The organism is Neobacillus drentensis (genome assembly GCF_036965645.1).
Taxonomy (GTDB): domain Bacteria; phylum Bacillota; class Bacilli; order Bacillales; family Cytobacillaceae; genus Neobacillus; species Neobacillus drentensis_D.
The window spans coordinates 19,759-34,074 of sequence record NZ_JBALPZ010000076.1 but is presented as its reverse complement, the minus strand read 5'-3'; the positions used below and the strand labels follow the sequence as shown (position 1 = coordinate 34,074).

At 38.6% G+C, this 14,316-nt stretch carries 12 protein-coding genes; 1 reads left to right on the top strand and 11 read right to left on the bottom strand.

The features are described from left to right. The first annotated feature begins 6 nt into the window (after window positions 1-6). Complete coding sequence (locus V7266_RS15250) at window positions 7-111, top strand: IS3 family transposase (RefSeq protein ID WP_420491415.1); 105 nt, start codon at window positions 7-9, stop codon at window positions 109-111. Window positions 112-216: 105 nt separating this feature from the next. Here the strand turns inward: V7266_RS15250 and V7266_RS15245 are convergent, their stop codons facing one another. The 11 genes from V7266_RS15245 to V7266_RS15195 form a co-directional block, all read right to left on the bottom strand. Beyond that, window positions 217-1,578 carry an aspartate kinase gene (locus V7266_RS15245; protein ID WP_335468782.1) on the bottom strand — a complete coding sequence of 454 codons (1,362 nt, stop codon included), beginning with the start codon at window positions 1,576-1,578 and terminating at the stop codon, window positions 217-219. A gap of 197 nt (window positions 1,579-1,775) precedes the next feature. Next, the gene (locus V7266_RS15240) at window positions 1,776-2,390 is read right to left on the bottom strand and encodes an NUDIX hydrolase (RefSeq protein WP_335468781.1); all 615 of its coding nucleotides are present in this window, start codon (window positions 2,388-2,390) and stop codon (window positions 1,776-1,778) included. A 106-nt stretch (window positions 2,391-2,496) separates the two neighbouring features. Beyond that, window positions 2,497-3,651 (bottom strand): homogentisate 1,2-dioxygenase, encoded by a 1,155-nt coding sequence (locus tag V7266_RS15235; protein ID WP_335468779.1) that lies wholly within the window; start codon window positions 3,649-3,651, stop codon window positions 2,497-2,499. 14 nt (window positions 3,652-3,665) lie between these two features. Next, window positions 3,666-4,583 carry a fumarylacetoacetate hydrolase family protein gene (locus tag V7266_RS15230; RefSeq protein WP_335468778.1) on the bottom strand — a complete coding sequence of 306 codons (918 nt, stop codon included), beginning with the start codon at window positions 4,581-4,583 and terminating at the stop codon, window positions 3,666-3,668. Window positions 4,584-4,687: 104 nt separating this feature from the next. Further along, window positions 4,688-5,803 carry a 4-hydroxyphenylpyruvate dioxygenase gene (gene hppD, locus V7266_RS15225; RefSeq protein ID WP_335468776.1) on the bottom strand — a complete coding sequence of 372 codons (1,116 nt, stop codon included), beginning with the start codon at window positions 5,801-5,803 and terminating at the stop codon, window positions 4,688-4,690. Window positions 5,804-6,057: 254 nt separating this feature from the next. After that, window positions 6,058-6,852 (bottom strand): ABC transporter ATP-binding protein, encoded by a 795-nt coding sequence (locus tag V7266_RS15220; RefSeq protein ID WP_335468775.1) that lies wholly within the window; start codon window positions 6,850-6,852, stop codon window positions 6,058-6,060. Then, window positions 6,827-7,858 (bottom strand): ABC transporter permease, encoded by a 1,032-nt coding sequence (locus V7266_RS15215; RefSeq protein WP_335468774.1) that lies wholly within the window; start codon window positions 7,856-7,858, stop codon window positions 6,827-6,829. The genes V7266_RS15220 and V7266_RS15215 overlap by 26 nt, the downstream gene beginning before the upstream one ends. A gap of 125 nt (window positions 7,859-7,983) precedes the next feature. Beyond that, window positions 7,984-8,982, bottom strand: coding sequence for an ABC transporter substrate-binding protein (locus V7266_RS15210; RefSeq protein ID WP_335468772.1), 999 nt, complete (start codon window positions 8,980-8,982; stop codon window positions 7,984-7,986). Window positions 8,983-9,243: 261 nt separating this feature from the next. Then, complete coding sequence (locus V7266_RS15205; RefSeq protein WP_255286609.1) at window positions 9,244-9,372, bottom strand: hypothetical protein; 129 nt, start codon at window positions 9,370-9,372, stop codon at window positions 9,244-9,246. Window positions 9,373-9,467: 95 nt separating this feature from the next. Next, window positions 9,468-10,628 (bottom strand): cation:proton antiporter, encoded by a 1,161-nt coding sequence (locus V7266_RS15200; protein WP_335468770.1) that lies wholly within the window; start codon window positions 10,626-10,628, stop codon window positions 9,468-9,470. A 202-nt stretch (window positions 10,629-10,830) separates the two neighbouring features. Then, window positions 10,831-14,244, bottom strand: a complete 3,414-nt coding sequence (locus tag V7266_RS15195; protein ID WP_335468768.1) for a hypothetical protein — start codon at window positions 14,242-14,244, stop codon at window positions 10,831-10,833. Window positions 14,245-14,316 lie beyond the last annotated feature (72 nt).

Sequence of the window (14,316 nt, the reverse complement as noted above, 5' to 3'; positions counted from 1 at the left end):
GAACTCCTGTATTTAAAGGAATTTGATAGTATTGAACATTTTGAAAGAGAGCTAGCCGACTATATTCTTTATTACAACCACAAGCGAATGAAGGCAACCATCAAGACTTAAGCCCAGTGGAATACCGGACTCAAGTCTTGATGGTTGCCTAATCTTTTTTGTCTAACTTTATTGGGTCAGATCAGGTTAACGTACCTTTTTTCTATGAAAAAATCCTCAAACAGTTACAGGAACAAAAAACTCCTCATATAGAGCCTGTACTGCCCGCTTCTCATCTACCTCTTTGACACCAAACATCATACTAACCTCTGATGAACCCTGATTAATCATTTCAATATTAACCCTTGCCTTTGCAAGTGCCTTTGAAGCTCTTGCCATGGTTCCAACATTTTGGCGCATTCCTTCTCCAACTACCATAATGAGGGACAAGCTATGAGCCACTTTCACTTCATCCGCATGCAACTCATTTTTAATCCGGTCAATCACTTTGTCCATGACTTTCTCATCAAGCTGATTCTCCCTTAAGATGACAGACACGTCATCAATACCTGATGGCGTATGTTCATATGAAAGACCATAATCTTCTAATACACCTAACAGCTTGCGGCCAAAGCCGATTTCTCTGTTCATTAAGTATTTGCTCACATATATACTGCAAAACCCTTTATCGCTGGCGATGCCAATGACAGGTCCATTTGTGTTGTCACGCTGGTTCACGATGAGTGTTCCTGGCGCTGACGGATTATTTGTGTTCTTAATATTGACAGGTATTTCCGCTCTAAATGCAGGAACAAGTGCTTCATCATGTAATACTGTAAATCCAGCATATGATAATTCCCGCATTTCACGATACGTTAATTCTTTAATTTCTTTGGGCTTTTGTACAATGGAAGGATTTACAGAGTAAACCGCATCCACATCCGTAAAGTTTTCGTATAGATCTGCCTTTAAAGCATTCGCAAGGATAGAACCCGTAATATCCGAACCGCTCCTTGAGAAGGTGAACACTTCACCACTGAGACTATAGCCAAAAAATCCTGGGAAGATTATAATGCCAGACTGCTCATTTAATAAATTTAGTCGTAAATAAGATTCCGGTAATGCCTGGGCATTGCCTGGCTCATCACTGACGAGAAGCCCCGCTTCCTTAGGGTCTACATAACGAGCCTCTACTCCCCGTGTTTGGAAATATGCTGCAACTAATTTGGCATTATTATCTTCACCACTTGCTTTCAACAGGTCGATAAACCTATCCGGTTTACTCTTATCACTAGAAATTCTTGTTAATAAGTCATCATGTATTTCCTGGATCACTCCGTCAGGAAGATTTAGTTCCGCTGCAATGGCCGCATATCTCTCTAGAACAGCCGCTACCAATTCCCTTGGATCCTTATTTTGTAAACTATATTCTGCACATTCAATCAATAAATCTGTAACCTTTATATCTTCTGCATACCTCTTACCCGGAGCTGATACAACGACAACTTTACGTTCACTATCAGAAGTCACAATTTGAAATACTTTCTCTAGCTGTCTTCCGGAAGCTAAAGAGGATCCGCCAAACTTTACGACCTTCATGGATACATCCCCTACTCTATAAAAATATAATTTTAATTTTATTACAATTTAAAAAATAATCAAGTGTTTTTTCCGCTCATAAAGAACAATTGTCCTCTTGAAAAAGACAATAGAAAAAATTAGAAACGGCAAGCTTTTACAAAAGAAATATCTCTGCTTTTAATACAGATTCCCTTTATTAGACTTTTTCTTCTGACTTAGCTAATCAGTTCTATGAAATGGGCTAGAATTCTTGCTGTCAGCCCCCAAATTGTTTTACCGCCATAGCGATAAAAATATTCATCCATCCCTCTGGCCCGCCAATTATAATTTTCACCGCCTGGTATTAACTCAAACGGAAAATTTTCCTCAGGCTCTGCTTTAAGGGAAACACGATAGATTTCCGGCTTATTATGGATCAAGAACGATAAGGGAACCGTAAATATTTCCCCAACCTCAGCTGGGCTTGGCTGAATTTTTTCTGGGTTCTTTATGTAACCTACATAAGGATAGAGAATCATTCCAAAGGGTGAAATCATATAATCCAATGGGAATACATCAGTAATATCAAGATTATTAATCCCTAGCTCCTCTACTGTCTCACGGATGGCTGCATCTTGCTCATTTATATCTTGTGCATCTATTCTGCCTCCAGGGAAACATATTTCTCCTGGCTGACGCCTTAATTCCAGCGAACGAACCTCAAATAATACATGAATTCCGTCCTCCTTTTGCAATAATGGAAGCAGAACAGCATACTTTGAAAATCTTTCACTTCCTAAGATTTTGGGGGTATGACCATTTAATTTATTTAAAACGGAATCTAAATCCATAATTTCACCTCACTCTATATGTATTATAAAGAATGCCTATTACTACCATACCACTTTTTTCTTATCAAAAAAAACAACCCAGCGAAATTCTCTGGATTGTTCCGCATTATTTATACCATGAATACATATAGCTTGAATCTTCTATTTCTTGGGCAGACTTAACTATTTTTAATGGATGAAAAGTGTCTATCATGACAGCTAGCTCTAATGTCTCTTTCTTCCCGATACTAGCTTCTACTTTTCCAGGGTGAGGACCATGGGGAATCCCCCCAGGATGGAGGGTAATAGAACTCTCCTGTACCCCCTTACGGCTCATAAAGTTTCCTTTTACATAATAAAGGAGTTCATCACTATTGACATTACTATGATAATAGGGGGCTGGTATGGCTTCAGGATGATAATCAAAAAGCCTCGGAACAAAGGAGCAAACCACAAAATGATTCCCCTCAAACGTTTGATGAACCGGCGGCGGCTGATGGACCCTTCCTGTAATGGGCTCAAAATCCTCGATATTAAATGCCCACGGATATAAATATCCATCCCATCCCACGACATCAAATGGATGATGACCAAGAATATGTGAGGAAATGACGCCTCTTGACTTTGTGAAAATCTCAAATTCACCTTTTTGCTCTAAAGTCACCAAGTTTTCAGGTCCGCGAATATCACGCTCACAGAACGGACTATGTTCTAAGAGCTGGCCATATTCATTTCGATATCGCCTAGGTGTTGTAATCTGACTAAAGGATTCAATAAACAATAATTGAGTGGCTTCCTGTTTGTTCGGCAGGAATCGATAAATGGTTCCAATCGGTATTATTAAATAGTCACCTTCACGATATGAAATAGTTCCAAACATGGTCTCGAGCTTTCCGGATCCTGTATGAATATATAACAGTTCATCTCCATCCCCATTTCGGTAAAAACATGACATCCGTTCCGTTACCTTAGCCGTCCCAATTAGTAAATCCTCATTCCCCATTATATAATTTCTTGCCTTAAGTGCATCCCCCTCTAGACTCACTTTACTGGTAATAAAGTGACGATGTTTTAATGACTGCTGCTCCTCATATTCCGGCAAATAACCGCCGACTAGTTCCGACTTAACGATTTCAGTTGGCATATGGTGATGATACAAAATCGATTGTGTTCCAGAGAATCCGCGCGTCCCCATTACCTGTTCACGATATAAGCTCCCATCCGCTTTTTTTAGCATCGTATGTCGCTTATGAGGAATCTGGCCCATTTGACGGTAATACATCCTTTCACCTCTCTTCAGTCTATGATTGTATTCTTTAATACACCGAGACAGTCGATTTCAAGTTCTACCAAATCGCCCGGTTCCAGCCAGCGATGTACTTCAGGACCAAGTTCGAGGATACAGCCGGTTCCCACCGTTCCTGACCCCATGATTTCACCAGGATAAAGGGTCACGCCCTGTGAGGCTCTTGAAATCATTTCTCCAAAGGAATAGTAAATATCCTTTAAATTTCCCTCTGAAAGCAAAATCCCATTTACACGAGCCTTCATAGTGAGATCGAAACCATTCCCTTGCTTAAGCGCTTTTAGTTCATTTTTCGTAACAATCCATGGCCCAATCGTGGTGGAGAAATCCTTCCCTTTAGCCGGCCCTAAACCAACCTTCATCTCTTCTCTTTGCAGGTCCCTCGCGCTCCAATCGTTTAAAATACAATATCCGAAGATATATTCATCTGCCTGATCTGCTGAAATATCCCTGCCTTCCTTTCCAATAATACAGGCAATCTCAAGTTCGTAATCCAGCCAAAGACTGTTTTTGGGCTTCGGAATTTTATCTCCTGGCCCGGTTATCGCAAGATGATTAGAAAAATAAAAGACAGGCATTTGGTACCACTCAGGAGCTACCGAAAGCCCACGTCTTTCTCGTGCCGTCTTTACATGCTGTTCAAAAGCATAAAAATCACGAAAACTTTTTGGATTAGGCAGCGGTGCTTTTAAACGAAGTTCACTTAATGGATAAACCCCCTTCTGATCTAGGCCCACAGAGATCCCTTCAGTCTGTTTCAAATATTCTTCACTTTTATTAAGAAAATCGACGAGATTATTAGGAAGCCTACCGCTCGAAGCTTCACACATATCTACTGCATGTTCCTCATCTACTAGCCAGCCTGCACTAATCTTGCCATCGCTTTTTTCAAAGGTAATAAACTTCACATACCTCACCTATCTAAGTTTTTATTTATAATAAAAGGGAGATGATGTTCTCCCTTAACCGATCTTTTTAGACCCCCATTTAAACCTTATTATTTATCTATATTTTATAAATTCCCACGTCTTTCTTGTTCACGTTCAATTGATTCAAATAGTGCTTTAAAGTTTCCTTCGCCAAAGCCTCGGGCTCCTTTACGCTGGATGATTTCGATAAATAATGTCGGCCGATCCACAATGGGCTTGGTGAAAATCTGCAGTAAATACCCCTCATCATCCCTGTCTACTAAAATATTAAGTTCACGCAGTTTTTCAATCTCTTCATCTATTTTCCCAATCCGCTCTGCTAATGACTCATAGTAAGTGTCCGGTGTTTTGAGAAACTCCACCCCGTTCTTTTTCAAAGTGGTGACTGTTGAAACAATATCTTCTGTTAAAATGGCCAAATGCTGAACCCCCGGACCATTATAGAACTCCAGAAATTCTTGAATTTGTGATTTTCGTTTCCCCTCAGCTGGCTCATTAATCGGGAATTTTATTCGACCGCCATTATGCATAACCTTAGACATAAGAGCCGAATATTCCGTGGTAATATCTTTATCAGAGAAGTGCTTCATTTCGATGAAGCCCATGACTTTTGAATAATATTCTACCCATTCCTCCATCCGCTCGACATTTCCGACCACGTGATCGATACCAATTAGCCCTGCATCTTCAACTGGCAGCGCAGCCGAAAAAGGTTCATATCCAGGTAAAAATGTTCCTTGATAATTTTTCCGCTCAATTAACGTATGGATGGTGTCTCCATATGTACCGAGAACGGCCTTTTTTACCACTCCATTTGCATCCTTCATTTCAAATGGAGCAGTATGAGCAATCGCACCTCTTTTTACAGCTTCCGCAAATGCTTTGTCTACATCATCCACCAGCAGGGCAACATCCTTTACGCCGTCTCCATGTCCTTTAACAAATTGGGAAACTTCACTATCTTTCGTGTAGGAACCCGTCAGGACGATCCGAATATTACGTTGTTTCAAGCAATAGGAAGCGGTTTCACGATTGCCGGTTTCAAGACCTGAATAGGCAACTGGCTGAAAACCATAGGCAGTACAAAAGAAGTGACAAGCTTGCTTTGCATTACCTGTATAGATTTCAATATAATCTACATCACGGACCGGAAAAAAATCATTAGCCAACTGGTCTGCTCTTATTCGTTTTTCTTTCATCAAATGCCCCCCCCATCTCAGCTTAAAATCAGGAATATTCAGTATTCATTTTAAGTGATAGGTTTTTGTCCACTCAAGTGCAGGAAATAAAGCAATAACGCTTTTAGGTGATAAAGAATAGTATTTTGAAGAAAATCATATTTCCCGAAAAACAGAAAAAACACACCTTCATTCGGTATGTTTTCACTGTTTAAATATTGGAAATAAAATCAGCTTTGTAACATTGTCTAAAAATGTAAAAAACTTTTTTCATGTTATGCCAGGATAGCCCGGTCACTCGCCATTTGTGTACCGCGAATTCGCTTAAATTCACTTAGCAATCCCTCAATTGTCAGTTTATCTTTATCCTCTTCATTCACTTCAAGGATGATTTGACCCTTATCCATCATAATTAACCGATTTCCGAGGTCAATTGCTTGCTGCATATTATGGGTAACCATCAAAGTAGTTAGATTATATTTAGCCACAATTTCCTTAGTTAAGTTGGTGATAAGCTCTGCACGTGAAGGGTCAAGTGCGGCCGTATGTTCATCGAGCAGAAGGATAGAAGGTTCTGTAAATGTCGCCATCAATAAGGATAGTGCTTGACGCTCCCCGCCAGAGAGTAACCCGACCTTTGCACTAAGTCGGTTTTCTAAACCTAAATGAAGGGATTCAAGAACCTCACGGAAATAATCCCGTCTCTTTTTCGTTACGCCTTTTCGAAGTGTCCTCGTTTTATTACGTGAATAGGCCATGGCAAGATTCTCTTCTATGGTCATACTAGGAGCCGTTCCTGCCATTGGATCCTGGAACACACGTCCAATCATTCTGGAACGGTTATATTCAGACATGCTTGTAACATTTTTCCCACCAATATGAACTTCACCCACATCGGGAATTAATACACCTGAAATGATATTCATTAGCGTGGATTTTCCTGCACCATTACTCCCAATTACGGTTACAAAATCTCCTGGTTTAAGGGAAAGATGTACATGATCTATGGCCACTTTCTCATCCGGGGTTCCCTCATTAAAAATTTTATGAATCTGATTTAAGTGCAGCATGATTGTCCCCCTTCACTTGCGCAGAAGCCTGTATTACGTTCATTCTCTCAGCTTTCCTTCGTGCTTTACGTTTTTTCTCTTTTGAAGCATCAATAATCTTTGGTGCTGTTAAAGCAATAATGACAATAATCGCTGTAATTAACTTCATATCGCCAGGGCTCATAAATTCTGCTCTCAGTGCTAAGGTAACTACGATTCGATAAATAATAGATCCCCCGATAACAGCAAGGGTCGTTCTGGCAATTGTTTTGGTTCCAAAAAGTGCCTCACCGATAATAACCGACGCTAAACCAATAACAATCATGCCAATTCCCATGCCGACATCGGCAAATCCACCCTGTTGGGCAATGAGTGCCCCTGAGAAAGCTACTAAAGCATTTGAAAGGCCAAGTCCTAAAACCACTAGAATATTTGTATTTGCAGAAAAGCTCCGAATCATTCTTCTATTGTCACCAGTAGCTCTTATTGCAAGCCCAATTTCAGTTTGTAAGAATTGATCGGTTAGGAACTTGATTACAAATGTCACGATAATCATAAAAATCAAAATTCCCCATGTTTCAGGAAGGCTGTCACCGAGCCCAACCATCGTTAAAATTTGGTTAAAAAATGCATCGATTCCCCATTTTTCAAATAAGTCCCCGATTTTTGTAAAGGCTGTATCTGCATTTAACAGAGGTATATTAGAACGTTCCATAATCCGTAAATTAATAGAGTATAAGGCGATCATCATTAAAATACCGGAAAGTAAGTTATTAATCTTTCCAAATGTATGAAGAAGCCCTGTCATACACCCAGCAGCAAATCCAGCAAATAATGCTGCAATTGTAGCAACAAAAGGATTTACTCCATTTGCAATTAATACAGCTGAAATAGCAGCCCCTGTCACAAAGCTTCCATCCACCGTTAAATCTGGAAAGTCCAGAATACGAAAGGAAAGATAGACGCCCAGTGCCATAATCGCATAAATGATGCCTGCTTCAAACGATCCAAATATGGCTGTAAACATTGAGATCATCCTTTCTTTTAGTCTTAAAGGCTAACATCTAAGAATAAAGAAAATTATTCTTATGCATGAATCAAGGAGGCAACCTGTCAGCCAAGGTTTCCTCCTTGATAAAGTATTACTATAAATTATTTTCCATCGTAAAATTCGCCGAGTTTACTCCATTCCTCTTTCACTGTTAAGCCTTGGGCCTCAGCTGCTTTTTTATTGATCACTAGTTTTAGGCTCTTAGGAAGCTCCACTGGAATTTCAGATGGCTTTTTCTTACCAGTCAAGATGTCTGCTGCCATTACCCCGGATTGGTAACCTAAGTCAAAATAACTGAATCCACTTGCGGCTACTGCTCCTTTTTTCATAGAGTCAAGTTCTCCTACGAAAAGAGGAATTTTCTTACTGTTGGCTACTGCAATAACGGAATCAAGAGCGGTAACAACCGTATTGTCAGTAGGAATGTAAATGGCATCGACACGGCCAACCAGCGACTCTGCTGCTTGTTTTACTTCCGATGTATTTGATACTGAAGCTTCGACCAGCTTTGCTCCTTTTTCTTCTACCAATTTTTTCACTTCTTTTACTTGAACCTCTGAATTTTGTTCGCCTGAATTAAAAATCACACCAACATTCTTGGCTTTAACTTCCTCGGTGATAAAGTTAATCGTTTTCTTTGTGGCATCAGGATGATTATCCGTAGTCCCTGTAATGTTTTTGCCTGGTTTATCAAACGATTTAACAAAACCAGCTCCGATTGGGTCCGTTACCGATGTAAAAACAATTGGAATATCCTTAGTAGCATTTAAAGCAGCCGTTGCACTCGGTGTAGCATTGGCAAAAATCAAATCCACTTTATCACCGACAAAGTTATTCGCAATGGTTTGTGTATTATTCATATCTGCCTGCGCATTTTGCTCATCAAACTTAACATTTAACCCTTTGTCTTTCAGGGCCTGCTTAAACCCTTTCGTTGCAGCATCTAATGATGGATGCGGTGCAAACTGAGTAATACCAACATTAAATTCTTTGTCTGAACTAGTCTTTTCCGAACTCCCTGAAGATTCCTTACTTCCGCATCCAGCTAACAGCAACATTCCTGCTAATGCGATCGAGACTGCCTTTACCTTTCTTTTCATGAACATGCTCCCCCAATTTCCTTGCAATTTTCTAATAATTTTTTATATATTAAAAATTATTATTATTCTAGTATCTTTTTAAAATAAAAGCAATAGAAAAACCTAAAATATTTTTTCTCCATAAATGCCCTGCCTCTACTTTATGATTAATACTTGTTGAAAACGCATTCTACAAGAAGGTTTTTTAATTTAAAATAAAAAATGCCTTCTTTGTAGTAGAAGGCATTTCAATGTGTAATATTATTTAAATGTGATTAATACTTACCAATTACGAGTATTTTCAAGAAGTTGGTCAATCTCCACTTTTTTCACTTTATTATTGTTTTTCTCAGATGTTAGATCTGAAGTGGCTTCTAGTAGTTTGTCGATATCGATTAATTTGATTCCCATCTCTAACCTCCATAGAACTTTTAATAGTTTCTAACTCTACTAAACTATTCGAGCTGCCAAAAGTGAACATGGGGGTCGTTTTTCAAAAATTTTAATTAAGCGGTTATTTTTATATCTTTTTGACTCTGACTTTTTTTAAAAAAGTATTTCATCATTGGCGGTGTAACTATAGTAGTTACAAGGACAACAATAACTAAAATGGCGAAAAGATCTTGACTGATTAAATGACTCTCTAGACCAATTGCAGCTATAATTAAGGCTACTTCTCCCCTTGAAACCATTGCCGCACCAATTCCAAGTGAACTGAACCATGAAAATTTCGCCAGTTTTGCACCTGCTGCAGCTCCAATTAACTTTGTTAGAATAGCGAGAATACTAAGCCCGATGATTGTACTAAGATGTTGTGAAATACCCTCAAAGCTTGCTTTTACTCCAATCGAAATAAAAAATACAGGCACGAACAGGGAGTAACTAATTGTTTCTGCCTTTTTTAAAATTTCATGTTTAAATTTGGTGATATTTATGCCCAAGCCGGCAATGTAGGCTCCAATAATCGCAGCAACCCCGGTTAATTCTGCCATATAAGCAAACAAAAAGCAGATGATTAATCCACCGGAAATAACCGATTCTGTTACCTTTAATGGTGCAAATTTCGTTAAAATCCAGGGTACTAACTTCCAAGCTGCCAAAATCGCTCCTGCGAAAAAGAGTACCTTTTTCAATATGATGATACTTAAATTGACATCTCCACCTGCCAAGCTCATTAAAAAGGCCAGAGCGATAATGACTACAACATCATCGATAACAGCTGCGCCTAAGATTGCTGTCCCTTCTTTTGATTGCATTTTATTTAATTCTTTAAGTGCCTGAACAGAAATGCTTACACTAGTAGCGGAAAGCAATAAGCCTAGAAAGGAAGCCTCAATGGTCGACATATTCATAATTACTCCAGCTATAAACCCGAAAAAAAACGGAACAACGATTCCACTTAACCCTACTGAGGTTGAAGCTTTCCACGAGTGTTTAAATCCATCAATATCCGTTTCTAAGCCCGCGATAAACATTAACAGAATGACACCAATCTGGCTAAGTTCTTCCAATGTACTCGTATTAGATACAAGCCCTAAAACAGCCGGCCCTATAAGAATTCCAACAAGAAGCTTTCCTAAAACGGACGGCTGTCCTAACTTAACACTAATATCCCCAGCTATTTTAGAAGCTAATAAGATAATCGCTAACTCAAAAATGAAATCCATCTTATCACCTATCCTTTCAAAAAAATAAAAAGAGTCTGTGCTTTAAACTCTACAGACTCTTTTTTAGTAAAAATCAAAAAAGCCCATCAACCAAAGGATATAGTTATCCCTTGGTGACAGGCTCCTCCAATAACGTACTATCTAATTACTATTATAATAACATACTTTATAGTTATCATCAACAATGTGAAAAAACATTGTATTAGTTCCACTTTCGTATTTTACCAATTACGTTAACTTTCAGAAAGGTAATAAAAGTGGACTCTCCCTTTTGAACCTTTTGTTTATGCCATTCATTAAAGCTTGCGATCGTGATTAAAATTAGCCCGGCTAGCAACAAGTATACCCACCATGGCATGTTGCCCCAATATGGTTTTGTTTGCAGAAAAACATTTAATAGTAATACGCCTGCACCTACAAAAAAGTATGACTTTATTTGAATATACATTCCCGCTACCATGGAAAACAAGGAAAGGCATCCTAAAATAATGGCATCATAAATCGTATGGCTTTCCAATGCATCTTGGATTAAAATCAGCGCTACAGACACTAGTACCATCCATTGAAGAGCCTTCACTACTTTTTCATATTTCCCCTTTAAACATTGACGGATGAAAATGGTCAACAAGATAAAGGGAAGAACGTATACCTCACGCAGCCAAAGTAACGGGATATGGAGCGCACTAATGATTGCATAATAAGGCTGTAACACATAACCACCCGCCACAATGGTCATAAAAGCAGCATATTCAGCAGGGACCCTTTTCCGTTGAAGCCAAAAAGTGAGTACAATTAGAATTCCAGGTAATGCATGACTCCAAAGATGTTGATTCTCTAAAAAATACATATACGCAAGGTACATAAGACCAGTAACAGTATAACCGTCTATTTTCAATTCCAATAACTTTGTTCTTGGCTCAACCAGCTTCTTATAAAGGATTTTACCAGATAAAATTAAAACCATACCAATGACAGCAAATACAAGCATTTTTTCAGACGACGTCAAATTACTTACATACGTGAACTCGACAGTGGCCAAGTAAGCGAAACCTAAAGGCACAATGCCCAAAATGTCCCATTTTGCTTTATGCAAATAAATCACGATTCCAATTACATACAAGCAGGTGATTAGATATGGGATGATACCAAATGGATAGACCATTAGCAAGGAAGCTATCCCGATCATGGAAAATGGCACTAAATAAAAAGTTGTTCGTTCTTTAAATTCCTCGTTGGCGAATAAGAAAAATGTAAGCATTAGTAAACTGCTGACGGGAAATGCAAATCTTACATCAGACTCAAGATGTATTCTTTCCATCCCTGTGGTAATAACAAAAAATAATGCTGTAAAACTTCCGTACAGGTAAACCCTTCTTTTCCACTCCCTTACAGCCAATTTGGCACTAACTGCATATCCGACTAGGGCCATTATAAAGCTAAAGACGGCATCCTCTTGATAGATAAACCAAGTAATCGCAAGGGAAAGAGGAAGAATGAGGTGTCCAACCCAAGCAAATGCTGCCTCGAGGTCAGGATTTGCTTTTCGAAAGAGACCCGCGATTACAAGCAGAACGATCGCACACATAGAGGATACTAATGAGTTGGTCAAATGATTAAATGCAACCTTCTCATTAATAGCATTCATAACGGAAAAATAGCAAAGAAGCGTCGTTAAACTGATAAAATAAGGCAGCCAATTGATCCCGATCCTTTTATAAAAATAGGAATACATTCCTATTCCCGCTAACATAACTAAAGGCTGGACCCAAGTGTGATTGATTGGACTAACAATAGCATTGATTATGGCTAATGTATAAAGGACCTGGGCGATAAACATTGAGCTTCTTGCAAAATCTTGCTTAGAAAGCTTAGCCCAGACAAAGCTTGAAACTAAAATAAGCACCGCTCCGGCTGCGAAATTAACTGCAGCCCCATAATCAGAATAGTACGTAAGGGAGTTTACATTAAACTCCTCACCAAAGGCTGCTGTGGAAAAGCCTAGTGCACTAGGCAATACCCATAAGGCAGCTGCTTTTAGGAGAATTCTATCTTGGTATTGATGAAGTAAATAGGCGGCCACAGCTAAAAGCAAGAGCATCACACCCAATTCCCACCAATAAAGAAAAGCAAGCGTTAAGATCATGGCAATTGTCATAATGGAAAATCCTATCTCTACAACTGCATTTCGTATCTGCTGTATATACTTAATGGAATAAACAATTCCAAAGACACTAAAGAGAATAAATCCTGTAAAAAATAATCTAAGAGAGAAATTGATTTCTTCGATCGAACTTGTTAATAAAGAAACAGCTTCATAGATGCCTGATGACAGAAAAAGTGCACTTAAATAAGGAAAAATAAATCGCGAACTATGGTTGGAAAGGTAAATAAAATTTGCTGCCATAATAAAATAGGCAATCATAAGCACAATTACCGGTTGTCCCGAACGGAGCAAAATTCCTTCAATACTAATATATATAAAAGCAAAACCTGATAAAACAGCACTGGTATACTGAAATGCTATGTCTAGTGAGAATTTATTATTTAATGCTTTAGGGACAAAGACAATACCAAAGGCCACTAATGCATAAACAATCCCGCCCGCATTATCAAGGACACTATTCTCAACGAGCTGATAGGCCCCATAAACCAGCATGACAGTAAAAATAAAATGATATTCCTTCCTGCCTGTAACGTACATCATCGATAAATATATCACAGCAGTTAACAAGAGGTTAAAGCTGTACAAGACCTCGTTATCAAAAAGGAATAGCATAAATAGTGTAGATAAAATTAAATTCACTTGGATAAATGGTATAAATTCTTTAGTAAATGATTGTAGTCCGCTAATCTTTTTCACCCGTTCGAAAACAAGAATAAGGACTGCGTTATATAGCACCATTCCTAAATAGAAAAAATCAATCTTCAAATGAAGGGCCGCCAGTAGAAAAACAGCCCCTATCGAAAAACAAACAAACGAGAACCAGACAAATAATCGCGAACCTAAATTTTTCGCAAACCATATATACACCACAAGTGATAGTAGACTTCCGAGCATTCCAAGCAGATAACGTCCTTCACCATCAATCGATAAATACGAACCTAAAAGCCCAAACCAGCCTAAGGAGAGAATAAAAATCGGTAAGAATAAGCTCCCTAACACTGTGAAGGCAAAAGCCGTTTTATCAATATGAAGTATTCTATTGGCAATAAGGGCGATAGCATAAAATAACAATGAAACAATAGCAATTGAAAAGCTTTTCATTAAGCTTGTCATAGATTCCCAATTACTGGTTGCTACAAATAAACCGCCGATTAATAGAAAAATAACACCTATATTTAAAGACCAGGTTATGTTTCTCTCCCGAATCTCCTCAGGTGAAAGTGTCTTTCTGACTTTCGCAGGTTTCGGAGTGGCAGCAGGTATTGACTTTGATTGTAATGACTCTGATTCAACAACGGGCACATCAACTTCTTTTAGTAAATCGAGATGGTATTGGTGATGTGCCTTCGCTACTGTCTCAACCATAGCATCTGAGAGATACCCTTCTTCTTTCAACTTATATAACTCATACCTAAAGATTCTTCTTCTCTCTTCCGTTTTATTGGTTTCCATTTAGGCTCCCCCCTATTTCACTTTATTCAGTTGTTTTATGTAATTTATGGGATTATTTATAACATTACTCCT